Genomic DNA, 23,689 nt, shown 5'->3' on the forward strand with positions numbered 1-23,689 from the left:
AGGCTCGCCTCAGCCGTGGATTGAAACGATTTATTCGCGGGAGGGAGACCGGTGGCCGAGCTGCGCGAGGTGACCAAGTCCTTCGGTGCCGTGCGCGCGCTCGGCGGGGTGTCGCTCGACCTGCGTCCCGGCGAGGCGCACGCCCTGCTCGGCGAGAACGGGGCGGGCAAGTCCACGCTGATCAAGGTGCTCGCCGGGGTATACCGGCCGGACGAGGGCAGCGTGCTGATCGATGGTGAACCCCGCCGGTTCGGCGGGCCCGCCGACGCCAGGGACGCCGGGATCGCGGTGATCTACCAGGAACCCACGCTGTTCGGTGATCTCTCGGTCGCGGAGAACGTGTTCATGGGCCGCCAGCCGCTGCGGTCCGGGCGGCGGATCGACACACGCGCCATGCACGAAGCGGTGCGCGAGCTGTTCGGGCGGCTCGGCGTCGCGCTCGATCCGGCGCGGCCCGCCCGCGGGTTGTCCATCGCCGACCAGCAAGTGGTCGAGATCGCCAAGGCGCTCTCCTTCGACGCCCGCGTGGTGGTGATGGACGAGCCGACCGCCGCACTGTCCGAAGCGGAGGTCCGCAGGCTGTTCGGCGTGGTCAGGGCGCTGCTGGAGGCCAAGGTGGCGGTGCTCTTTGTGTCGCACCGGCTCGATGAGGTCTTCGAGTTGTGCACCCGCGCCACGGTGCTGCGCGACGGCGAGCACGTCTGGACCGGCGACCTGGCCGGGCACACGCCCGAGGACCTGGTCCGGCGCATGGTCGGCCGCGAGCTGTCCACGCTCTTCCCCAAGCAGGACACCACACCAGGGGAAACCGCACTCCAGGTCGAGCGCCTGACCAGGGAAGGCGTGTTCACCGACATCTCCTTCGAACTGCGAGCGGGCGAGATCGTCGCGCTCGCCGGGCTGGTCGGCGCCGGGCGCAGCGAGGTGGCCCGCGCGATCTTCGGCATCGACCGGCCGGACGCCGGAACCGTGCGGCGCGACGGCAAGCCGCTGAAACCCGGCTCACCGACCGCCGCGATGGCCGCCGGGATCGGCTTCGTGCCGGAGGACCGGCGGCAGCAGGGGCTGGTGATGGAGGCGTCCATCGAGCGCAACGCGGCGTTGGCCTCGCTCGGCGCGCTCAGCCGCGGCGGGCTGATCCGCCGTCGCGACGAACGCGCGCTCACCCAGGACTGGGCACTGCGGCTGCGGCTCAAGTTCGCCCGCCTCGGCGATCCGGTCGGTGTGCTCTCCGGGGGCAACCAGCAGAAGGTCGTGCTGGCGAAGTGGCTGGCCCGCAAGCCGGCCGTGCTGATCGTGGACGAGCCGACCCGCGGCATCGACGTCGGCACCAAGGCCGAGGTCCACCGGCTGCTGTCCGAACTCGCCGCGGAAGGGGTGGCGGTGCTGATGATCTCCTCCGAACTGCCCGAGGTGCTCGGCATGGCCGATCGGGTGCTGGTGATGCACGAGGGCCGCTTCGCCGCCGAACTGGACCGGGTGGCGGCCACCGAGGAGTCGGTGGCGCTGGCCGCGGCGGGCCGGGCATGACCGCGCAGTCCACAGTGGACGATTCAGCGGCGGTGGAGCGCGGTGGCAGCGCCCGCAGGCTGGCCGATCGCGCGGGCAAGGTCCGCGAGCTGGGCATCCTGCTCGCGCTGCTGCTCGTGGTCGGCGGCACGGCGTTGAGCAATCCGCGGTTCATCGAGGCGCAGAGCGTGCGCGACCTGCTGCTCAACGCCTCGATCGTGGCGCTGCTCGCGGTCGGCCAGACCATCGTGGTGATCACCAGGAACGTCGACCTGTCCGTCGGCTCGGTACTCGGCCTGGCCGCCTTCCTCACCGCGGACACCTTCGCCTCGAACGAGAACCTGCCGGTGGTCGCCGGGGTCGCGCTGGGCGTGCTGATCGGGCTGGCCTGCGGGGCGGCGAACGGGCTGGTGGTCGCGCTCGGCCGGGTGCCGAGCCTGGTGGTCACGCTCGGCACGCTGTACGTCTTCCGCGGCCTCGACTTCGCGCTCGCCTCCGGGCAGCAGGTCAACGCCGCCGACCTGCCGGAAAGCCTGCTCGCCCTGGGCAGCGGGCGGCTGCTCGGGGTGCCGAACCTGGTGCTGATCACCCTTGTCGTGGTGCTGGCCGCGTGGTTCTTCCTGCGCTCGTACCGCTCCGGCAGGCAGTTGTACGCGATGGGCTCCAATCCGGACGCGGCCGTGCTCGCCGGGATCCCGGTGCGGCGGCGCACCTTCACCGCCTTCGCCGTGTCCGGCGCGATCGCCGGGCTGGCGGGCGCGTTGTGGGCCGCGCGGTACGGCACGGTCGACGCGGCGGCGGGCACCGGCCTCGAACTCCAGGTGGTCGCGGCGGTGGTGGTCGGCGGGGTGGCCATCTTCGGCGGCTCCGGCACGGTGCTCGGCGCGGCGCTGGGCGCACTGCTGCTCAGCACGATCGCCGGTTCGCTGGTGGTGCTGGGTGTGCCCGCGTTCTGGCAGCAGGCGATCACCGGCGCGCTGCTCCTGGTGGCCATCTCGATCGACCGGCTGGTGGCGCTGCGGCTGGCGGCCGCCTTGCGCCGCAACAACTCTCGTGGGGGTGCGTCATGATGGCCAGGCTGCTGCGGTGGGAGTCGGTGCTGGTGCTCCTGCTGGTGCTGGTCGCCATCGTCGGCACCATCCGCACCGACGGCGCCTTTCTCTCCGGCGGCAATCTCTTCTACCTCGGCCTGGACATCTCGGAGATCGCGCTGATCGCGCTGCCGCTGACGCTGGTGGTGGTGTCCGGCGAGATCGATCTGTCGGTCGCCTCGGTGCTCGGCCTGTCCAGCGCGCTGGTCGGCACGCTGTGGAACGCGGGCTGGGCGCTGGAACTGATCCTGCCGGTGGCGATCGCGGCCGGGGCGGTGTGCGGCGCGGTCAACGGCCTGCTGGTCACCCGGCTCGGCCTGCCCTCGCTCGCGGTCACCATCGGCACGCTCGCGCTGTACCGCGGGCTCGCGCTGGTGCTGCTCGGGGACACCGCGGTCGCCGACTTCCCGGCCAGCTTCACCCAGTTCGGCAACACGCCGATCCCCGGCACGCAGCTCCCGTACCCGATCCTGCTGTTCGCCCTGCTGGCCATCGGGTTCGCCGTGCTGCTGCACTACAGCTCGTTCGGCCGGTCCACCTTCGCCATCGGCGCCAATCCGGAGGCGGCGTGGTTCTCCGGGATCCGGGTCAAGCGGGTCAAGCTGATCCTCTTCATCCTGACCGGCGCGATCGCCGCGGTCGCCGGAATCGTCTACACGCTCCGCTTCTCCAGCGCCCGCGCGGACAACGGCAACGGCCTCGAACTGGCCGTGGTCGCCGCGGTGCTGCTGGGCGGGGTGTCCATCTTCGGCGGCAAGGGCACGCTCGGCGGGGTCATCGCCGGGGTGCTGCTGCTCGGCGGACTGCGCAACCTCCTGATCCTCGACGACGTTTCGACCGAGGTGCTGACCGTGGTCACCGGCGCGCTGCTGCTCGCCGGTGTGCTCATTCCGCGCTTGCTCGGCAGCCGGATTTTCCCAGCAGGAAGGAAAACGTGATGAAGGCAAGCACCGTCGCACGACGAGGTGTCGCGGTACTGGGTATGGCCCTGCTGCTCGCCTCCTGCAGTGGAACCACAAAGGACAGCTCGGGGCAGGGACCGGCGCAGCAGGCCACCGGTGCGGCGAACCCGGCCGCCCCGCTGAAGACCGGGCTGAAGATGACCTTCCTGCCCAAGCAGGTGAACAACCCGTACTTCACCGTGGTGCAGCAGGGCGGGGAGAAGGCGGCCGGCGAGCTGCAGGCCGAGTTCAAGGCCACCGGACCCTCCGACGCCAGTGCCTCCTCGCAGGTCACCTACATCAACACCGCCGCGCAGCAGCGCCAGGACGCGCTGATCATGGCGGCCAACGACGAGAACGCGGTGGCCCCGGCGCTGAAAACCGCGCGCCAGCAAGGGATGAAGGTGGTCACGCTCGACTCCGACGTGGCAACCGACGCCCGTGACGTGTTCATCAACCAGGCCGATTCCCGTGACATCGCGGTGAAGCAGGTCGAGCTGATCTCGGCGGCGGTCGGTGGCAGCGGGGAGATCGCCATTCTCTCGGCCACGCCGAACGCGACGAACCAGAACACCTGGATCGAGATCATGAAGCAGGAGCTGGCGAAGCCGGAGCACGCCGGGCTGAAGCTGGTCGAGATCGCCTACGGCAACGACGACGACCAGACCTCCTTCCAGAAGACCCAGGGCCTGTTGCAGGCACACCCGCAGCTCAAGGGCATCGTCTCGCCGACCACCGTCGGCCTCGCCGCGGCCGGGCGCTACCTCAGTTCCTCGGCGTACAAGGGCAAGGTCGCGCTGACCGGGCTCGGCACGCCGAACCAGCTGCGTGCCTACGTCAAGGACGGCACGGTCGGCTCGTTCGCGTTGTGGGAGCCGAACAAGCTCGGTTACCTCGGCGTGCAGGCCGCCACCGCGCTCGCCTCCGGCCGGATCACCGGCGCGCCGGGCGAGAAGTTCACCGCCGGGGAACTGGGCGAGTACACCATCGGCGCGGAGGGGGAGGTCGTGCTCGGCCCGCCGACCGTGTTCGACGCGGCCAACATCGACCGGTTCGATTTCTGAGAGGGGCACCGCATGAGTTCGTGGGCAGAGGCCGCCGAGGTGCTGCGCGCACAACGGATCGAGACGCCGTCCTGGGCGTACGGGAACTCGGGCACCCGGTTCAAGGTGTTCGCCCAGAAGGGGATTCCGCGCGACCCGTACGAGAAGATCGACGACGCCGCGAAGGTGCACGAGCTGACCGGCGTCGCGCCGAGCATCGCGCTGCACATCCCGTGGGACAGGGTCGAGGACTTCGGCGCGCTCGGCCGGTACGCCGCCGATCGCGGGATCGAGCTCGGCGCCATCAATCCCAACGTGTTCCAGGAGGACGACTACCGGCTCGGCAGCCTGTGCAACCCCGATCCGGGGGTGCGCCGCAAGGCCGTCGACCACCTGCTGGAGTGCGTGGAGATCGGGCGGGTCACCGGCTCGGGTGTGCTCTCGGTGTGGATGGCCGACGGCACCAACTACGCCGGGCAGGACAACATCCGCGCCCGCCAGGACCGGCTGCACGAGGGCCTGCGCGAGGCGTACGACCGGATGCCGGACGGCATGCGCCTGCTGCTCGAGTACAAGTTCTTCGAGCCGCACTTCTACACCATGGACGTGCCGGACTGGGGCACCTCGTTCGCCCAGTGCCTGCGCCTCGGCGAGCGCGCGCAGGTGCTGGTGGACACCGGGCACCACGCGCCGGGCACGAACATCGAGTTCATCGTCGCGGTGCTGCTGCGGGAGGGCAGGCTCGGCGGATTCCACTTCAACAGCCGCAACTACGCCGACGACGACCTGATCGTGGGCGCGGCGGATCCGTTCCAGCTCTTCCGGATCATGCACGAACTGGTGGCGGCGGGCGGGCTCGACCCGGCCGCGAACGTGGCGTTCATGCTCGACCAGTGCCACAACCTGGAGCCGAAGGTGCCGGCGATGATCCGCTCGGTGCTCAACGTGCAGGAGGCGACGGCGAAGGCGCTGCTGGTCGACACCGACGCCCTCGCCCGGGCGCAGGCCGACGGCGACGTGCTCGGCGCGAACGCGGTGGTGATGGACGCCTTCAACACCGACGTCCGGCCGCGGCTGGCCGAACTGCGGCAGGACATGGGCCTGGACCCCGACCCGATCGCCGCCTACCACCGCAGTGGCTACCAGCAGCGGATCGAGGCCGAGCGGGCCGGTGGTGCCGCCATGGGGTGGGGGGCTTGAGATGTTGACCAGGGAACGCACCGAACTGCGGCACGACGACCTCGAACTGCTCCGGCTGCTCGCCTCCGGGCTGCCCGCGGACGCGGTGGCCAGACGGCTCGGCCTGTCCGGGCGCACCATCCGCCGCCGGACGCGGGCCATCTGCGATCAGCTCGGCGTGCGCACCCAGATCGAGGCGGTGGTCTGGGCGGTCCGCCGCGGCCTGCTCTGAGATCCGATCTCTGCTTAGCCCGTTCGGCGGACAGTTACAAAGAGACAAGAATCAACAGATCCCCGGTGCGACCTACCGCACCGGGGATCTTGTTCGTCCGGCAAGGAAAACGGACATTCCCTGGGCAGAGCCGGTGCGAGCGCAAATGTTGAGAGCTGAGTAACTGTGGTCGGATGTGTTGACATCTGTTGAGTTGCAGCGTGAAATGTGTCACGGCGAGTCCACTGCGTGCCGGCACACGCGGCCTCGTTTCCCGGCGCCAGCAGCCGCTGGTTCACCAGGACCTCACCTGAAGGGTGTACGACAACGATGTCACGAGTCAGCCGACGCCGAAAGATCAGACGTCCGTGGGCCGCGGCCGCGCTCGCCTCGGTCTTGGCGATGCTCACCGTGGTGGCCCCGCAAGCTTCGGCCCAGCCGGAGTGGGCGATGGGCACGCCGAAACTGCCGACCCCCTGGACCCACCTGGTCAGCCCCGACAACGCGCTGCCGGAGTACCCGCGTCCGCAGCTGACCCGCAAGGACTGGCAGAACCTCAACGGCGTCTGGGAGTTCGCCGGGGCCAAGGCCGGTGAGGCGCCGCCGTTCGGCAAGACGCTGGGCGAGCGCATCCTGGTCCCGTACCCGAGCGAGTCGGTGCTCTCCGGCATCGAACGGCACGAGGACTACATGTGGTACCGCCGCACCGTGTCCGTGCCGAACGACTGGCAGGTCGGCAGCCGCAACCGGCTCAAGCTGAACTTCGGCGCGGTCGACTACCTGGCTTCGGTCTACGTCAACGGCAAGAAGGTCGCCGAGCACAAGGGCGGCTACGGCGCCTTCTCCGCCGACATCACCGACGCGCTCAAGCCGGGCGCGGCGCAGGAGATCGTGGTCGGCGTCGAGGACCGCGCGGACAAGACCTGGCAGCCGGTCGGCAAGCAGCGCATCGTGCCCGACCGCGGCATCTTCTACGAGGGCGCGTCCGGCATCTGGCAGACCGTCTGGATGGAGCCGGTGGCCGCCGCCCACGTGGAGAACCTGGACATGGTGCCGGACATCGACACCAACAGCCTCGGGCTGACCGTGCGGACCAGCGGTGACGCGAGCAAGCTGACCGCCGAGGTGATCGTGCGTGACGGCGGTGCCGTGGTCAGCCGCAAGCGCGGCCCGGCCGCCGGCGAGATCAAGGTCGACGTGCCGCAGGCGAAGCTCTGGTCGCCGGACAACCCGTTCCTCTACGACCTCGACGTGATCCTGCGCGACGCCAACGATCGTCCGGTCGACCGGGTCTCCTCCTACTTCGGCATGCGTGAGATCGGCAAGATCGAAGGCGCCGACGGCAAGCTGCGGATGACGCTGAACGGCAAGATCCTGTTCCAGATGTCCACTTTGGACCAGGGGTACTGGCCGGACGGCATCTACACCGCGCCGACCGACGCGGCGCTCGCCTTCGACCTCGAGCAGCACAAGGAACTCGGCTTCAACACCGTGCGCAAGCACATCAAGACCGAGCCCGACCGCTGGTACTACCACGCCGACCGCCTCGGCCTGCTGGTCTGGCAGGACATGCCGGCCATGCGCACCGGCGGCCGCCCGCCGGTCGACGCGCAGCAGCAGTTCGAGAAGGAACTGCACGAGATCGTCGAGGAGAAGAAGAACTGGACCTCGGTGATCGGCTGGGTGCCGTTCAACGAGGGCTGGGGCGAGTGGAACCGCGACGCCACCGGCCGCATCGCCGACGAGGTCAAGGCGCAGGACCCGACCCGGCTGGTCAACGCGCACAGCGGGGTGAACTGCTGCGACTCGCTCGGTGACTCCGGCAAGGGCGACGTGCTCGACTGGCACGCCTACGTCGGCCCCGGCACCCCCGTACCGGACGCGAACCGCGCCTCGATGGACGGTGAGCACGGCGGTTTCGGCCTGGAGATCGACGGCCACATGTGGTTCGGCGAGGGCCACGCCTACGAGATGACCCCGGACCAGGCCACGCTGACCCGCCGGTACGTGGAGAACCAGACCGACGTGCTCAAGGCCGCGCAGCGCTGCGGCATCGGCGGTGCGATCTACACCCAGATCACCGACGTCGAGCACGAGGTCAACGGCTTCTTCACCTACGACCGCCAGGTCAAGAAGATGGACTTCGGCCAGGTCAAGGCGATCAACGAGCAGATCATCCGCGAGTCCGACGGCAGCGGCACCGGCGCGCCCGACCCCGGTCCCGGCACGCCGGGCACCGACGGGGTGAACGCGTACAAGTTCGACGAGGGCACCGGCACCACGGCCGCCGATTCGGTCGGTGGCAAGAACGCGACGCTCACCGGGGCGGAATGGGCCACCGGCGTCCAGGGTGGCGCGGTTTCCTTCAACGGCAACGGTTTCGCCAACACCGGCAGCGCGCTGGTGAACACCGCGAGCAGCTACTCGGCCTCGGCGTGGGTCAAGCTCGACGTGGCCGACGGTGCCTTCCAGACCGTGGTCAGCCAGGACACCGGCAGCAACAGCGCCTTCTTCCTGCAGTACTCGGGTCAGGACCAGCGCTGGGCGATGAGCTTCGTCGGCCTGCGCGCGCTGTCGCCGGAGAAGCCGGAGGTCGGCCGCTGGTACCACCTGACCGGGGTGCGCGACGCCAAGGCGGGCACGGTCTCGCTCTACGTCGACGGCAAGAAGGTCGCCGCGCAGAGCGCCTGCTCCGCGCCGGAGTCCGCCGGCCCGACGGTGATCGGCCGCGGCCAGTACGGCGGCAACCAGGTCGACTTCCTCCGCGGTGACGTGGACGACGTCCGCCTGTTCGACCGGGCGCTGACCGACCAGGAGATCGCCTCCATCGCGACCCGCCCCTGAGTTCCACCCCTTCCCCGCCACGAGGAGTTCAACGATGAACCACAGAAGAGTCCGGCTGTCCGTCGTGCTGATGGCGGTCGCCGGATTGGCGCTCACCGCGTGCACCAATCCCGGAGATTCAGGCAGTTCCGCGGCACCGACCGGCACCACCGGCGGTGACGGCCAGGTGGTGAAGAGCCAGGCCCCCGGGGCGGGGGAGGGGTGCACCCTGGAGAAGAACGGGGCGCAGAAGCTGGACCTGAAGACCGCGGTGGTCGGGTTCTCGCAGTCCGAACCCGACACCGCGGCCTTCCGGGCCGCCGAAACCGCGTCCATCAAGTCGGCCGCCGAGCAGGCCGGCGTCAAGCAGCTGCTGGTGACCAACGCCAACAACGAGCTGCCCAAGCAGATCGCCGACATCCAGGACCTGCTCAACCAGGGCGCGCAGTTCCTGATCGTGGCGCCGGTGAACTCCGACGGCCTCGACCCGGCGCTGGCCGCGGCCAAGGCCAAGGGCGTGCCGGTGCTGACCATCGACCGCAAGGTCACCAACCAGGCCTGCACCGACTACGTGGCCTTTCTCGGCTCGGACTTCTTCGAGCAGGGCAAGCGTGCCGCCGACGCGATGAACAAGGCGACCGGCGGCACCGGCAAGGTGGCCATCCTGCTCGGTTCCTCCGGCAACAACGTCACCGACAACCGCAACGCCGGGTTCAAGGAGCAGCTCAAGCAGTACCCCGGCCTGCAGATCGTCGCCGAGCAGACCGGCAACTTCGCGCGGGAGAAGGGGCAGCAGGTGGCCGAACAGCTGCTGCAGGCCAACTCCGAGATCACCGCGATCTACGCGCACAACGACGAGATGGGCCTCGGCGCGGTGACCGCGGTGACCGCGACCGGCAAGAAGCCGGGCGAGGACGTCAAGATCGTCTCCATCGACGGCACCCGCAACGCGGTTCAGGCCATTGTGGACGGTCAGATCAACGCGGTGATCGAGTCGAACCCGCGCTTCGGGCCGCTGGCCTTCGAGACCGCGCAGAAGTTCTACAACGGTGAGGCCATTCCGGAGAACGTCATCATCGAGGACGACGAGTACAACAAGGACAACGCCGCCCAGAACCTCGGCAATGCCTTCTAGAACCGTTCTCGAAACCACCGGCGTCACCAAGTCCTTCGGTGGCGTGCACGCTCTGCGGGGCGTGGATTTCTCCCTCGCCGAGGGGGAGATCCACGCCCTCGTGGGGGAGAACGGTGCCGGCAAGTCGACGCTGATCAAGGTGCTGACCGGGGTGTACCGGCCGGACGGCGGCCAGGTGCGGTTCGGCGGGGAACCGGTGGAGTTCCACCGGCCCGCCGCCGCGCAGGACGCCGGGATCTCCACGATCTACCAGGAGATCAACCTGGTGCCGCTGCTTTCGGTGGCGCGCAACATCTTTCTCGGCCGCGAGCCGCGCAACCGGTGGAAGCTGATCGACGTGGCGGCGATGAACCGCCAGGCCGCCGAGCTGACCGGCCAGCTGGGGCTGGACATCGACGTCACCGCCGAACTCGGCAGGCTCGGTCTCGGTGTGCAGCAGATGGTGGCGCTCGCGCGGGCGATGTCGGTGGACAGCCGCGTGGTGATCATGGACGAACCCACCTCGTCACTGGAAACCCGTGAGGTGGCCACGCTTTTCGAAGTGGCGCGCGGCCTGCGGGATCGCGGGGTGGGCCTGATCTTCGTCTCGCACCGGCTCGACGAGCTGTGGGAGCTGTGCGACCGGGTGACCGTGCTCCGGGACGGCGAGCGGGTGCACACCGGCCCGATGGCCGAGCTGGACCGGGTCACCCTGGTCGCGCGCATGCTCGGCCGGGACATCGAGAAGGTGGAACGCGAAGGTGCCACCGAGTTCGGTGAAGACCACACGCGCCGGGAGGAACCGGTGCTGGAAGTGTCCGGTTTGGACGTCCGGCACCGGCTGTCCGGCGTCGGGCTGACGGTCCGGCCCGGGGAGGTGGTCGGCCTCGGTGGGCTGCTCGGCTCCGGCCGCAGTGAGACGGTCAAGGCGGTTTACGGCGCACTGCCCACACAGGCCGGATCGGTTTCGGTGCGGGGCAAGAAGGTGCGGGCGAACTCCGTGCGGCACGCGCTGCGCGCCGGGATCGCCTTGCTGTCCGAGGACCGCAAGGCCGAGGGCATCATCCCGGACCTGTCGGTGCGCGACAACATCGCGCTGGCCGTGCTGCCGCGGTTTTCCAAGGGCGGGCTGGTCTCCGAGTCCCGCATCGACGCACTGGTCGAGACGTTCATGAAACGCCTGCACATCAAGGCATCCAGCCCGGCGCAGAAGGTGCGTGAACTCTCCGGCGGCAACCAGCAGAAGGTGCTGATGGCGCGCTGGCTGTGCACCGAGCCGAAGGTGTTCCTGCTCGACGAGCCGACCCGCGGCATCGACGTCGGCGCGAAGCTGGAGGTGCAGGGGCTGATCGACGAACTGGCCGACCAGGGCCTCGCGGTGGTGCTGATCTCCAGCGAGATGGAGGAACTGGTGGAGGGTGCCGACCGGATCGTGGTGCTGCACACCGGATCGGTGAGCCGGGAACTGACCGGGGAGCAGGTCACCGGGGCGGAGCTGCTGGCCGCGCTGGCGGGGGAGGACGGCGAATGAGCCGGTTCGACAAGGACTGGGTGCGCCGCAACGGCGTATACGTGGCACTGGCGTTGCTGCTGCTGGTGAACATCGTGATCACCGACAACTTCGTCAGCGCGGGTACGCTGCGCCTGCAGCTGATCCAGGTGGCACCGGTGCTGCTGGTGGCACTGGGCATGGCGCTGGTGATCGGGACCGAGGGCATCGATCTCTCGGTCGGCGCGGTGATGGCCATCGCGGCAGCACTGGTACCGCTCTACATCGGTTACGGCACAGTGGTTTCACTGCTGATCGCAGTGGCGTCGGGCGCGGTGACCGGGGTGCTGGCCGGGGTGCTGGTGGCGAAGGTCGGCGTGCAGCCGATCATCGCCACGCTCGGCATCATGGTCGCCGGGCGCGGGCTGGCCAACGTGTTCGGCGGTGAGATCAAGAGCATCCGTGACGACGGCATGGTCGAGCTGGGCTCGGGTGACGTGCTCGGCATCCCGTACGTGGTGCTGATCGCGGCGGTGGTCGCCGCGCTGGCGTGGTTCCTGGTGCGGCGGTCGACCTACGGGCGCCAGCTGGTGGCCATCGGCGGCAACAAGCGGGCCGCGGAACTGGCCGGGCTGCCGGTGAAGCGGGTGCTGATCACCACCTACGTGATCTGCGGGCTGCTCGCCGCGCTGGCCGGGGTGCTGATGGCGGCGCGGTCGCAGGCCAGCGACCCGACCAAGCTCGGCCTGCTGGTGGAGCTGTCCGCGATCACCGCGGTGGTGATCGGCGGCACGCCGCTGTCCGGCGGGCAGGTGCGCATCGCCGGCACCATCGCCGGTGCGCTGCTGATGCAGTTGATCACCGCGACGCTGATCTTCCACGACATCCCCGACTCCACCGCGCAGGTGGCGCAGGCGGTGATCGTGGTCGCGGCGGTCTACGTGCAGCTCGGCCGGAAGAAGTCCCGGAAGAAGGTGACGACGTGACAACCACGCCAACGGCCACCCGCGCCAGGGTGGCGCGTTCGGTGCAGCGGCAGGGCGCGCTGGTGATCCTGGTGATCGCGGTGGTCGCGTCCACCTTCGCCTTCGACTCCTTCGGCACCACCGGGAACCTGACGAACATCGCGTTGCAGGCGTCGTTCCTGGCGGTGGTCGCGCTCGGCATGACCTTCGTGATCATGACCGGCGGCATCGACCTGTCGGTGGGTTCGGTGTTCGCGCTCGGCGGCGTGCTGGCCGCTTGGGGCGCGCAGTACGGGACCTGGGCGGCGATCCTGCTGCCGCTGGTGGTGTGCGGGGCGATCGGGCTGGTGCAGGGGCTGATCATCGCGCGCGGCGGGCTGCCGCCGTTCATCGTCACGCTGGCCGGGCTGCTGTTCGCCCGCGGGGTGCTGCTGCTGATCAGCGACGAGGGCGCGACCACGTACAAGGTGCCGCCGGACTCGGCGTTCCGCGAGCTGGCGCAGGGCAGCTTCCTCGGTATCGGCTACCCGATCTGGATCGTGGTGGTGGCCTTCGGCATCGGGGCGCTGGTGCTGCACCGGACCACCTACGGCTCGACCGTGCTGGCGATCGGTGGTCAGGAGGACGCCGCCGACCTGATGGGCCTGCCGGTGGTCCGCGCGAAGGTGCTCACCTATCTGGCGTCCGGGCTGCTGGCCGGGTTCGGCGGGCTGCTGATCGCGTCGTACACCTCGTCCGGCGTGACCGTGCTCGGCGTCGGCATGGAGCTGGAGGTGATCTCCGCGGTGGTGCTCGGCGGCACGCTGCTCACCGGTGGCGCTGGCACCATTCTCGGCACGCTGGTCGGGGTGCTGCTGCTCCAGGTGATCAAGAACGTGATCAACCAGGTCGGCTCGCTGAACTCGAACTGGCAGGCGGTGGTCAGCGGCACGATCCTGCTGATCGTGGTCACCCTGCAGCGGTGGCTGTCCCGCCAGGTGAAGTAGGCGGTTACCAGGAAAGCTCGCTGCAGCGTCGGGCCGATTCGCTCGGCTCGACCTGCAGCGTGGCGTGCTCGATGCCGTAGGTGCCCGCCAGCAGGTTCTGCGCCTCGACCAGCACGTCGGAGTGTTCCGCGGCGGACTCGATGGTGAGGTGCGCGGAGGCGACCTCCATGCCGGAGGTGAGCGTCCACACGTGCAGGTCGTGGACGTCGGCGACGCCGGGCAGGGCGGACAGCTCCTCGCTGATGCGGCCGACGTCGACGCCGTGGGGCGCGTGCTGGAACAGGATCCGCAGCGCGCGGCGGGCCAGCGTCCAGGTGCGGGGGAGCACAAAAAGGCCGATGGCGACACCGATGATCGGGTCGGCGTAGCGCCAGCCGGTCGTCAGCGTGATCAGGCCGCTGAGCAGCACCCCGAACGAGCCGATCATGTCGGCCATGACCTCGAGGTAGGCCCCGCGGACGTTGATGCTCTCCTTGGCGCCGTCGCGCAGGAGCAGGAAGGACACCACGTTGGCGCCGAGCCCGACGGCGGCCACGATCATCACGGGTAAGCCGGGAACTTCGGGCGGGTCGGTGATGCGGGTGGTGGCCTCGTAGAGCACGTACCCGGCGACGCCGAAGAGCAGCACGGCGTTGGCCAGCGCGGCGAGCACCTCGGCGCGGTAGAGGCCGAAGGTGCGGCTGAAGGTCGGCCCGCTGCGGCGGGCGAGGAGGATCGCGGTCAGCGCCATGCCGACGCCGAGCACGTCGGTGAACATGTGGGCGGCGTCGGAGATCATCGCCAGCGACGAGGTCGCGAACCCGACGGCGAACTCGAGCACCATGAAGACCGCGCCGATCAACAACGCGGCGGTCAGCGCCTTGACGTACCTGCCGGACGCGCCCGTTGGGGGGACCTGCCCGTGGCCGTGTCCGTGGCCCATTCACTGCCTCCCGTATCGGCTACGGAGGGAATATATAGTGACATGCGCATGAGTGCAATACAGGTGAGCCTAAGCTCACCGCTGACGGTACGGCGGTCGTCCGCGTTGCCCAACCCTCCAACCGGGGCTTCCCGCGCGGCGGGATCGTCAACCCGGTGTCAGTGCCGGTTGGGCATGCGCTAGGCTTCTCGATGTCGCTCAGGCGATGGGCCCTCGTAGCTCAGGGGATAGAGCACTGCCCTCCGGAGGCAGGTGTCGCAGGTTCGAATCCTGCCGAGGGCACACACAAACCGGCTCCTACTCGCAACTGTGCGGTAGGGGCCGATTTTTTAGTTCAACTGTGTGGATTCGTCGCTGGGCCGAAGCTCTTTCAGTTGAGCGAATTGCGCTGGGCGGGAGATCAGGACAAGCGCGGTAAATGCGCGTGAAATCGAAATTTCCACCGCCGGGCGAATTCCGGTGCGGGAAGTGGACCAGTTCGCCACCGCCGGAGTGGACCTGGTCCCTGGTCCACCCCGTACACCATCATGATCTTCGTGAGTATCGAGTTCTTCCTGACCGCGCTGGTCATCGTGGCCACGCCGGGGACCGGGGCGTTGTACACGGTGGCCGCCGGGCTCAGCCGCGGGCTCAAGGCGAGTGCGGTGGCCGCCCTCGCCGGCACGCTGGGCACGCTGCCCCACCTGTTCGCGGCGATCACCGGCCTGGCCGCCCTCCTGCACACCAGTGCCGTCGCCTTCGAAGTGCTGAAGTACCTCGGCGTCGCCTACCTGCTCTACCTGGCGTGGGCCACACTGCGCGACAAGAGCACCTTCGAACCCCGCAAGGCACCCGCCTCCGCCAGCCGGGTGATCGCCGAAGGGATCCTGATCAACCTGCTCAACCCCAAGCTGACCATCTTCTTCTTCGCGTTCCTGCCCCAGTTCGTCCAGCCCGGCGAACCGGTGTGGCGGATGGTGGAACTGAGCGCCGTCTTCACCGGCCTCACCCTGGTCGTTTTCCTCGGCTACGGCGCCTTCGCCGCCGCCGTGCGCGACCATGTCATCAACCGCCCGAAGGTGCTCGCCTGGACCCGACGCACCTTCGCCGCCGCGTTCGCCGGGCTGGCGTTGAAGCTGGCGGTGACCGAAGCGTGAGCACCTTCCGCCACTCCGACGCCCTCTGGGCCGACTTCCCGCAGCTCGTGCCCGGCGTGCTGCACGTCGAAAGCTTCCGCGAGGCCTATGACCTCACCGAGTACCTCGAGACAGCCGAGCGTCGCCTCGACGGTACGACCGAGACCCAGCTCCCCGAGATCCAGGCCTGGCGCCGCGCCTACACCCAGCTCGGCCTCAAACCGACGCAGTACCGCTGCGCCTCGGAAGCCCTGCTGCGCCGCTTCCGCAAGGAGAAGGTGCTCCCGCGCATCCACCCGGTGATCGACCTGTGCAACGCGGTCTCCATGGCCTACGCCATCCCGGTCGCCGTGCTCGATCTCGCGCGGATCTCCGGTGACCTCGAAGTGCGGTACGCCACCGGCGACGAGGAGTACCTGACCTTCGGCGGGGAGATCGAGAACCCGCAACCCGGCGAGGTGGTCTTCGCCGACGACGCCGGGCAGGCGCACGCGCGTCGCTGGACGAACCGCCAGAGCGGGCTTTCGGCGGTCCGGGAGGGCACCGAGACCGTGCTGATCGTCGCCGAGGCGCTGCACGAGACCGCGGCCGAGGACGTGAAATCGCTGGTCAGCACCCTGGAGAAGGAACTGGCTCACCCCAGGGCGGCGATCCTCGATCGAGCCTCCCCGGAATTCACCGTCTGAAGCGAGAATGGGTGTCCGGATGGGCGCCGCGGCTCCGACGTCTCCGGTGAAAGGGCACCGACGACCGAGGAGAACCCGATGAAGTACATGATCCTCAGCTACGGCTCGCAGCAGGAGTACGACGCCATGGCGGGCAAGGGCGGCTTCCGGCCCGAGGACTTCGCCCCGATGCACGAGTTCATGACCAAGTTCAACGCCGAGCTGGAAGCCTCGGGGGAACTGGTGGAGACCCGCGGCCTGAACGCGCCCGTGCACACCCGCCGCGTCACCGGGCGCAAGGACGGCGTTCCGGTGTGGACGGACGGCCCGTACGCCGAAACGCAGGAAGTGCTGGCCGGGTACTGGATCGTCGAGTGCGAGAGCTTCGACCGGGCCACCGAACTCGCCGCACGGCTCGCGGACTGCCCGGCGCCGGCCGGACTCGCCGAAGGTGCCTACGCGGACGTCCGGCCCCTGATGGAATCCGTGGACGACATCGGTTTCTGAGGATGCCCGGTACCGAGGTCGAGGACCTGCTGCGCCCGCTCGCGCCGCAGGTCCTCGGCGCGCTGGTTCGCCGGTTCGGCCACTTCGACCTCGCGGAGGACGCGGTGCAGGAGGCCCTGCTCGCGGCCGCCACGCAGTGGCCCGGCGCCGGGGTGCCGGACAACCCGCGAGGCTGGCTGATCACCGTCGCGTCCCGGCGGCTGACCGACCTGCTGCGCAGCGAGTACGCCCGCCGTCGCCGCGAGGACACCGTGGCGCAGCAGGTGCTGCCCGAGGAATGGCTGGCCCCCGCCGCGGATCGGTCCGAGCCGGTCGCCGACGACACGCTGGTGCTGCTGTTCCTGTGCTGCCACCCGTCGCTGTCCCCGGCTTCGCAGATCGCGCTGACGCTGCGCGCGGTCGGCGGCCTGACCACCACCGAGATCGCCAGGGCCTTCCTCGTGCCGGAGGCGACGATGACCCGGCGGATCAGCCGCGCCAAGCAGCGCATCAAGGACAGCGGTGTGCCGTTCGGAATGCCCGCGGATCCCGCGCGCCTGGCCGCCGTGCTGCACGTGCTCTACCTGATCTTCAACGAGGGCTACGCCAGCACTTCGGGCCCGGAACTGCAACGAACCGAACTGACCGCCGAGGCGGTCCGGCTGGCACGCGTGCTGCACGCGCTCCTGCCCGAGGACAGCGAGGTGGCCGGACTGCTCGCGCTGATGCTGCTCACCGACGCCCGTCGTGCCGCGCGCACCGGGCCGGGTGGTGCGCTGGTGCCGATGTCCGAACAGGACCGGAGCCGCTGGAACCAGGCCAATATCACCGAGGGCGTCGAGCTGATCACCGCCGCGCTGCCCCGCGGCCCGGTGGGGGAGTACCAGTTGCAGGCGGCGATCGCCGCCGTGCACGACGAGGCACCCAGCGCGGCGGAAACCGACTGGCCGCAGATCATCGCGCTCTACGAAGCACTGATGCGGTTGTCCGACAACCCGGTGGTGGCGTTGAACCACTGCGTCGCGGTGGCGATGGCGCGGGGACCGCGTGCCGGACTGGAACTGCTGGCGGAGGTGGACGACCGCCTGCCCGGTGACCACCGCGTGGAGGCGGTGCGCGGTCACCTGCTGGAACTGGCAGGTGATCTGGACGGCGCACGCGAGTCCTATGTGGCCGCAGCGAGCCGCGCGACGAGCCTGCCACAGCAGCGTTACCTTCATGGCAGAGCCGGACGGCTCGCTGAGCACTGAAGGGAGCGCTTGTGTCCCAAGAGGAAACGCGCCGCGGGGATGGATCACTGTTCAATGAGGACTCGATGGACGGGTTCCTGCACCGGGCGTTCCTGCGGGCGACCGGCCGCTCCGGTGAGGAGGTGCGGCAGCGGCCGGTGATCGGCATCTGCTCCTCGGCCAGTGAGCTGAACCCGTGCAACGCCGGGCTTTCCGTGGTGGCCGAGTCGGTCAAGCGCGGGGTGCTGGCGGCGGGCGGGCTGCCGGTGGTGTTCCCGACCATCTCCATCTCCGAGGCGTTCGTGCGGCCGACCTCGATGTTCCTGCGCAACCTGATGGCGATGGACGTCGAGCAGATGATCACCTCCAGCCCGGTGGACGCGGTGGTGCTGCTCGGCGGGTGCGACAAGACCATTCCGGCGCAGGTGATGGGCGCGCTGAGCGCGGGGAAGCCCGCACTGCTGATCGCCGCCGGGCCGCGGCCGGTGGGGCGGTTCAACGGCGAAGTGCTGACCGTGGACGACTTCTGGCCGCTGGCCGCCCGGCGCCGCCGCGGTGAACTGTCCGATCAGGACTGGAACCGGCTGGAAGGCTGCCTGATGAGCGGGGTCGGCACCTGCAACGTGATGGGCACCGCGACCACCATGGCCACCGTCGCCGAGGTGCTCGGGCTCGCCCTGCCCGGTTCGACGCTGCTGCCCGCCACCGGCTCCGCGCGCCAGGACGCGGCGGTGCGCACCGGCGCACGGGCGGTGGCACTGGCGAAGGAGGGCCGCCCACCGTCCGAAGTGGTCACCGCGGAGGCGATCGAGGACGCGTTCCGCGTGGTGTGCGCGATCGGCGGCTCGACCAATGCGATGGTGCACATCGCGGCGATGGCCGGCCGCATCGGCGCACCGCTGGACTTCGCCACCTGGAGCCGGACCACCCCGCTGCTCGGCGACGTCCGGCCGTCCGGTCCGTACCTGCTCGAGGATCTGGCCGAGGCGGGCGGGATTCCGGCCGTGGTCAAGGAACTCGCGCCCGTGCTGCACCTCGACCGGCCGTCGGCGAGCGGCGCGACCTGGGCCGACGAGGTGGCCGCCGTCGAGCCGAAGACCGGTGGGGCGCTGCGCCCGTTCGACCGGCCGGTGGCCGCGGGCGGAGCGCTGGCCGTGCTGACCGGTTCGCTCGCCCCGGACGGTGCGGTGATCAAGCGGTCCGCGATGGACCACAAGCTGTTGCGGCACACCGGCCGCGCGCTGGTCTTCGACGGCGTGACCGACCTGAACGCCCGCATCGACGACCCCGGCCTCCCGGTGGACGCCGATTCGGTGCTGGTACTGCGCGGGGTCGGCCCGGTCGGCGGACCGGGCATGCCGGAGGTCGGGCACGTGCCGATCCCGGCGAAACTGGCGCGTGAGGGCGTCGAGGACATGGTGCGGATCTCGGACGGCCGGATGAGCGGGACCGCAGACGGTGCGGTCGTGCTGCACGTGGCCCCGGAGGCCGCGGTCGGCGGTCCGCTCGCGCTGGTCCGCGACGGCGACCTGGTCGAGCTGGACGTCGACGCCGGACGACTGGAACTGCTGGTCCCGGCCGAGGAACTCGAACGCAGGAAGGCGGAGTTCACCCCGCCGGAGGGACCCTCACGCGGTTACGAGCTGCTGTACCACCGGCACGTGCTCCAGTCACCGGACGGCTGCGACTTCGACTTCCTGCAGAAGGCGCCGAAGATCAGCTGAACGGCAGCGGGGAGGCACCGCGGTCCGCGAGCATGCCGGTCATCACGCGGACCTCGGCACCCTGCGACTTGAGAATGCTGTTCGTCAGCGACTTCACCGCGGACAGGCCGGTGTGGTCCTGCGTGTACTGCGCCATCTCGGTGCCGCCCTGGTGGTGGCGGAGCATCAGCTGCAGGAAGTAGACGTCCAGCTCCCTGCCGGACAGCGAGCGCATCTTGGCCAGCTCGTCGTTGGTGGCCATGCCCGGCATCAGCGGCCCGCCCGGCACCGTCGAACTCGCCGCCGTGCCGTGGCTGTGCCCGCCCGGCTCGGTCATCCAGGTCATGTAACCGCCGATGGCCTGCTCGGGCTTGTTCCACAGCATCAGCCAGCCCTTCATCCGGCCGACCTGTTCGAGCTGGGTGCTGGCGATGTCGAAGGCGAGCTGCTGCACCTGCGGATCGGTGGAGTGGTCGCGGGCCCAGTTGGCCATGGTGACCGCCTGCAGGTGGTGCACCGCCATGTCCTGCGCGAAACCGACCTCGACCGGGCCGGGCGACGGGTTGGCGGACGGGGTGTCCTGCTCGAGCGACTGGGTGAGGAACATGCCGATGGTCGCGCCGACCAGTAGCACCGCGAGCGTCGCGGCGCCCAGGATGACCACCCGCGACCAGGCCGGGCGGGCCTCGGCGGCGCTTTCGCGCTCGCCGGGGTCCACCTCTTCGGGTTCGGCCGAACTCATCCGCCGGCCGGGGGCTGCTGGCCGACCGGGGGCGTGCCACCGGGCAGACCGCCCGGGACCCCGCCCGGCATGCCGGTGCTCTCCTGCTCGGCGCCCTCGGAACCCTTGTAGTCCATCGGCTTGGCGTCCGGTCCCGGCGGCGTCGGGTCGAACGCCGGCGGGGCGTCCACGTCGAAGCGGCCGGGGCCCATCGCGTCACAGGACGCGCCCTGCTCGGGATAGGTGCTCGGGTTCAGCCGCAGCGCGGCGATGAACTGGTCGATGCGCTCGTCGTCGACCGAGTCGAGCTTGAGCTGGTGGCCCCAGGCCTGCAGCGAGATCGGCTTGTCGAGGCCGGGGAACGGCGACATCATCGTGTACGGCTTGCCGTCGGCCCGCACCCGCAGTTTGTTCACCGCTTCGCCGGTGACCTGGTCGGGGTTGTAGGCGATCCAGACCGCGCCGTGCTCCAACGAGTGGACCATGTTCTCGGTGCGCACCGGGTTCGGGTAGACGATGCCCGTGCAGGCGGCCCAGAAACCGTCGTGCGGGCCACCGAAGGCCGGGGTCTTGTCGTAGGCGACGCGCTCGGTGGGCAGCACGTGCACGCTGGCCTCGTACTGCTGGGTGACGATACCGGGGATCTTCAGCGACGGGTCGGGATTCTCCGCCGACGGCGCGAAGGCGGCAGCCGCTTCCTCACGGCTCTTCTGCTCGCGCTTGTCCGCCGAGTTGACGTAGTAGTAGCCGAACACCACCCCGGCGAGCGCGAGAATGGCCACCACCGCGATGATCGTGCCCCACGGGGTGCCCTTCTTGGACACCACTGAGCTGCGGGCCGACTTCACGGCGCTCTTCGGCTTGCCCTTTTTCTTCGTGCCGCTTGCCATCGTGCTGTACCGACCTCGTCTCGTCGTCGCCCCGGTCATGGAGCACCCCGGCCAGTGTAGGGATGGCGTGTCTGGTCGGTGTAGGGCGCTTCGGAGGGTGCTGCTACGAAAGGTCCCGGCGGGTTTGCGTGGCGGTGCGGGTGGCGGAACGAGCTGGCGGCTCCGCCGCTGAGCAAAGCTCTCCTAGATGGGCGGCTGCGCGTCGGCACCCGGGGGAGTGGGGTCGAACGGGGGCGGTGCGTCCTGGTCGAAGGCCATGCTGTCGCAGGGGGCACCCGGCTCCGGGTAGGTCGCCGGGTTGAGCAGCAGGGCGGTGATGAACTGGTCGATCCGCTCGTCGTCGGCCGAGGTGACCTTCAGCTGGTGCCCCCACGACTGGAGCGAGATCGGCTGGTCCAGACCAGGGTAGGGCGACATCACCAGGTACGGCTTGCCCTCGACGCGCTCGGCCAGCTTCGCCAGCTCGTCGCCGGTGACCTGGTCCGGGTGGTAGGCGATCCACACCGAACCGTGCTCCAGCGAGTGCACGAGGTGCTCGGTGCGCACGGCCGTGGGGTACACCACGCCGTTGCACGCGGCCCACACCTGGTCGTGCCTGCCGCCGAAGGGCGGGGAGTGGTCGTAGGCGACCCGCTGCGGGGCGACCACGTGCAGCCCGGGGTCGTAGTCACGCCGCACGATGCCCGGGATGGACCCCGACGGGTCGGGATTGTCCTCCGATGGCATGAACGCGGCGAGCTTGCGGTCGCGTTCGGAGACGGTGGCCTGCCCGGCCACCGACCGTTCCGCCGTGAGCAGCGCCACGCCGGTCAGCGCGGCAGCCGCCAGCAGCACGCTCACCAGCGCGATGACCAGCGACGTCGTCCTCGAGTTCATCCCTCGTTCGCCTTTCACCCGGTCCTGGGACCGTCTTCGTGCCGGTCAGCGGGGCACACCTAGAATTCTGCGGGTGACTCCCGCCGATCTCGCCGAACTTGTCCGAATCTCCGCCGTGGACGTCCTGACCGCACGCGGTCTCGACCCGGCGGTGCTGCCCGACGCGGTGACGATCGAGCGACCCCGGAACCCCGAGCACGGAGATTACGCCACGAACCTGGCGCTGCAGGTGGCGAAGAAGGCCGGGCTCAAGCCGAGGGACTTCGCCGACGCGCTGGCCGAGTCGCTGGCCAAGACCGACGGGGTCGAAGCCGCCGAGGTGGCCGGTCCCGGCTTCCTGAACCTGCGGCTGGCCGCGGACGCCCAGGGCGCGCAGATCACCCAGGTGCTCGCCGCGGGCAAGGCGTACGGCCGCGGTGACGCGCTGAGCGGGCTCAAGATCAACCTGGAGTTCGTCTCGGCCAACCCGACCGGGCCGATCCACCTCGGCGGCACCCGCTGGGCGGCCGTCGGCGACGCGCTGGGCCGCGTGCTGTCCGCGCAGGGCGCCGAGGTCACCCGCGAGTACTACTTCAACGACGCCGGCGCCCAGATCGACCGGTTCGTCAACTCGCTGATCGCCGCCGCGAAGGGCGAGCCCGCGCCGGAGGACGGTTACGCGGGCACCTACATCAGCGACGTCGCCGCCGAGGTGCTGCGCCAGGAGCCGAGCGCGCTGTCGCTGCCCGACGCCGAGCGCCACGAGACCTTCCGCAAGGTCGGCATCGAGCTGATGTTCGGTGAGATCAAGAAGACCCTGCACGAGTTCGGCACCGACTTCGACGTGTTCTTCCACGAGAACTCGCTGCACGAGAACGGCGAGGTCGACCGGCTGGTGGCCAAGCTCAAGGACGAGGACGCGCTGTACTTCGCCGACGGCGCCTGGTGGCTGCGCACCACCGACCACGGGGACGACAAGGACCGCGTGGTGATCAAGCAGGACGGCAACCCGGCCTACATCGCCGGCGACATCGCCTACCTGCACGACAAGCGGCAGCGCGGCTTCGACCTGTGCATCTACATGCTCGGCGCGGACCACCACGGCTACATCGTCCGGCTCAAGGCGGCCGCCGCCGCGCTCGGCGACGACCCGGCCGTGGTCGAGGTGCTGATCGGCCAGATGGTCAACCTGGTCAGCGACGGCAAGCCGGTGCGGATGAGCAAGCGCGCTGGCACCGTGATCACCATGGACGACCTGGTCGAGGCGGTCGGCGTGGACGCCGCGCGCTACGAGCTGGCCCGCTACTCCGTCGACTCCACTTTGGACATCGACCTGGACCTGCTGCGCAAGCACAGCAACGAGAACCCGGTCTACTACGTGCAGTACGCGCACGCCAGGCTGGCCTCGCTGCAGCGCAACGCCGCCGAACTGGGCCTCAAGGCCGACGGGGAGCCGGACTTGAGCCTGCTCACCCACCCGCGGGAAGGCGACCTGATCCGAACGATCGGCGAGTTCCCGGAAATGCTGAGGAAGGCGGCCGAACTGCGGGAACCGCACCGCGTCGCCAGGTACCTGGAGAGCCTCGCGAGCGCCTACCACAAGTTCTACGACGTGGCCCGCGTGCTGCCGCAGGGCGGGGAGGACCCCACGCCGCTCACCTTCGCCCGCCTCGCGCTCTGCGAGGCCGCGCGCCAGGTGCTCGCCAACGGTCTCGAACTGCTGGGCGTTTCGGCGCCGGAACGGATGTAGTT

21 protein-coding genes and 1 tRNA gene are annotated in these 23,689 nt (G+C 69.7%); 18 read left to right on the forward strand and 4 right to left on the reverse strand.

The genetic code is table 11. From position 1 onward, the window contains the following. The first annotated feature begins 51 nt into the window (after positions 1–51). The 11 genes from YIM_RS06125 (at position 52) to YIM_RS06175 (ending at position 13,351) form a co-directional block, all read left to right on the forward strand. Positions 52–1,530 carry a sugar ABC transporter ATP-binding protein gene (locus YIM_RS06125; RefSeq protein ID WP_153029401.1) on the forward strand — a complete coding sequence of 493 codons (1,479 nt, stop codon included), beginning with the start codon at positions 52–54 and terminating at the stop codon, positions 1,528–1,530. Further along, positions 1,527–2,579, forward strand: a complete 1,053-nt coding sequence (locus YIM_RS06130) for an ABC transporter permease (protein WP_153029402.1) — start codon at positions 1,527–1,529, stop codon at positions 2,577–2,579. Before YIM_RS06125 ends, YIM_RS06130 begins: the two co-directional genes overlap by 4 nt. Continuing rightward, positions 2,576–3,538, forward strand: a complete 963-nt coding sequence (locus YIM_RS06135) for an ABC transporter permease (RefSeq protein WP_153029403.1) — start codon at positions 2,576–2,578, stop codon at positions 3,536–3,538. Before YIM_RS06130 ends, YIM_RS06135 begins: the two co-directional genes overlap by 4 nt. Continuing rightward, positions 3,538–4,605, forward strand: a complete 1,068-nt coding sequence (gene rhaS / locus YIM_RS06140) for a rhamnose ABC transporter substrate-binding protein (RefSeq protein ID WP_153029404.1) — start codon at positions 3,538–3,540, stop codon at positions 4,603–4,605. The genes YIM_RS06135 and rhaS overlap by 1 nt, the downstream gene beginning before the upstream one ends. A 12-nt stretch (positions 4,606–4,617) precedes the next feature. Beyond that, a complete protein-coding gene (gene rhaI / locus YIM_RS06145) occupies positions 4,618–5,784 on the forward strand; it encodes an L-rhamnose isomerase (protein ID WP_153029405.1) in 1,167 nt (388 codons plus the stop codon). Position 5,785: 1 nt separating this feature from the next. Next, the gene (locus YIM_RS06150) at positions 5,786–5,995 is read left to right on the forward strand and encodes a LuxR C-terminal-related transcriptional regulator (protein WP_153029406.1); all 210 of its coding nucleotides are present in this window, start codon (positions 5,786–5,788) and stop codon (positions 5,993–5,995) included. A gap of 381 nt (positions 5,996–6,376) precedes the next feature. After that, a complete protein-coding gene (locus YIM_RS06155; RefSeq protein ID WP_153029407.1) occupies positions 6,377–8,818 on the forward strand; it encodes a LamG-like jellyroll fold domain-containing protein in 2,442 nt (813 codons plus the stop codon). 34 nt (positions 8,819–8,852) lie between these two features. Further along, a complete protein-coding gene (locus YIM_RS06160) occupies positions 8,853–9,932 on the forward strand; it encodes an ABC transporter substrate-binding protein (protein ID WP_153029408.1) in 1,080 nt (359 codons plus the stop codon). After that, positions 9,922–11,442 carry a sugar ABC transporter ATP-binding protein gene (locus YIM_RS06165; protein WP_153029409.1) on the forward strand — a complete coding sequence of 507 codons (1,521 nt, stop codon included), beginning with the start codon at positions 9,922–9,924 and terminating at the stop codon, positions 11,440–11,442. Before YIM_RS06160 ends, YIM_RS06165 begins: the two co-directional genes overlap by 11 nt. Then, positions 11,439–12,386 carry an ABC transporter permease gene (locus YIM_RS06170; protein ID WP_153029410.1) on the forward strand — a complete coding sequence of 316 codons (948 nt, stop codon included), beginning with the start codon at positions 11,439–11,441 and terminating at the stop codon, positions 12,384–12,386. Before YIM_RS06165 ends, YIM_RS06170 begins: the two co-directional genes overlap by 4 nt. Beyond that, a complete protein-coding gene (locus YIM_RS06175; RefSeq protein ID WP_153029411.1) occupies positions 12,383–13,351 on the forward strand; it encodes an ABC transporter permease in 969 nt (322 codons plus the stop codon). Before YIM_RS06170 ends, YIM_RS06175 begins: the two co-directional genes overlap by 4 nt. A 4-nt stretch (positions 13,352–13,355) precedes the next feature. Here YIM_RS06175 and YIM_RS06180 read toward each other — a convergent pair whose 3' ends face one another. Further along, a complete protein-coding gene (locus YIM_RS06180) occupies positions 13,356–14,273 on the reverse strand; it encodes a cation diffusion facilitator family transporter (protein ID WP_153029412.1) in 918 nt (305 codons plus the stop codon). Positions 14,274–14,482: 209 nt separating this feature from the next. On the opposite strand from YIM_RS06180, the gene YIM_RS06185 reads away from it, so the two are divergent. The 6 genes from YIM_RS06185 to YIM_RS06210 all read left to right on the forward strand — a co-directional run bounded on the left by YIM_RS06185 (position 14,483) and on the right by YIM_RS06210 (position 19,492). Further along, positions 14,483–14,555: transfer RNA gene (locus tag YIM_RS06185), tRNA-Arg, on the forward strand. 245 nt (positions 14,556–14,800) lie between these two features. Next, on the forward strand, positions 14,801–15,409 hold the full coding sequence (locus tag YIM_RS06190) for a LysE family translocator (RefSeq protein WP_228004575.1): 609 nt from the start codon (positions 14,801–14,803) through the stop codon (positions 15,407–15,409). Next, complete coding sequence (locus YIM_RS06195) at positions 15,406–16,074, forward strand: B3/4 domain-containing protein (RefSeq protein WP_153029414.1); 669 nt, start codon at positions 15,406–15,408, stop codon at positions 16,072–16,074. Before YIM_RS06190 ends, YIM_RS06195 begins: the two co-directional genes overlap by 4 nt. 78 nt (positions 16,075–16,152) lie before the next feature. Then, on the forward strand, positions 16,153–16,560 hold the full coding sequence (locus YIM_RS06200) for a YciI family protein (RefSeq protein WP_153029415.1): 408 nt from the start codon (positions 16,153–16,155) through the stop codon (positions 16,558–16,560). A gap of 2 nt (positions 16,561–16,562) precedes the next feature. Continuing rightward, positions 16,563–17,789 carry an RNA polymerase sigma factor gene (locus YIM_RS06205; protein ID WP_153029416.1) on the forward strand — a complete coding sequence of 409 codons (1,227 nt, stop codon included), beginning with the start codon at positions 16,563–16,565 and terminating at the stop codon, positions 17,787–17,789. An 11-nt stretch (positions 17,790–17,800) separates the two neighbouring features. Then, positions 17,801–19,492, forward strand: a complete 1,692-nt coding sequence (locus tag YIM_RS06210; RefSeq protein ID WP_153029417.1) for a dihydroxy-acid dehydratase — start codon at positions 17,801–17,803, stop codon at positions 19,490–19,492. Here YIM_RS06210 and YIM_RS06215 read toward each other — a convergent pair. The 3 genes from YIM_RS06215 to YIM_RS06225 all read right to left on the reverse strand — a co-directional run bounded on the left by YIM_RS06215 (position 19,485) and on the right by YIM_RS06225 (position 21,958). Further along, complete coding sequence (locus YIM_RS06215; protein WP_153029418.1) at positions 19,485–20,213, reverse strand: DUF305 domain-containing protein; 729 nt, start codon at positions 20,211–20,213, stop codon at positions 19,485–19,487. The two genes, YIM_RS06210 and YIM_RS06215, sit on opposite strands and share 8 nt — an antisense overlap. Next, positions 20,210–21,082, reverse strand: coding sequence for a DUF3105 domain-containing protein (locus tag YIM_RS06220; RefSeq protein WP_153029419.1), 873 nt, complete (start codon positions 21,080–21,082; stop codon positions 20,210–20,212). The genes YIM_RS06215 and YIM_RS06220 overlap by 4 nt, the downstream gene beginning before the upstream one ends. Positions 21,083–21,265: 183 nt before the next feature. Then, positions 21,266–21,958, reverse strand: coding sequence for a DUF3105 domain-containing protein (locus tag YIM_RS06225; protein WP_153029420.1), 693 nt, complete (start codon positions 21,956–21,958; stop codon positions 21,266–21,268). Between the two features lie 73 nt (positions 21,959–22,031). On the opposite strand from YIM_RS06225, the gene argS reads away from it, so the two are divergent. Further along, on the forward strand, positions 22,032–23,687 hold the full coding sequence (gene argS, locus YIM_RS06230; RefSeq protein WP_153029421.1) for an arginine--tRNA ligase: 1,656 nt from the start codon (positions 22,032–22,034) through the stop codon (positions 23,685–23,687). The last annotated feature ends 2 nt before the right edge of the window (positions 23,688–23,689 follow it).

Origin of the sequence: Amycolatopsis sp. YIM 10, assembly GCF_009429145.1 — a bacterium.
Taxonomy (GTDB): domain Bacteria; phylum Actinomycetota; class Actinomycetes; order Mycobacteriales; family Pseudonocardiaceae; genus Amycolatopsis.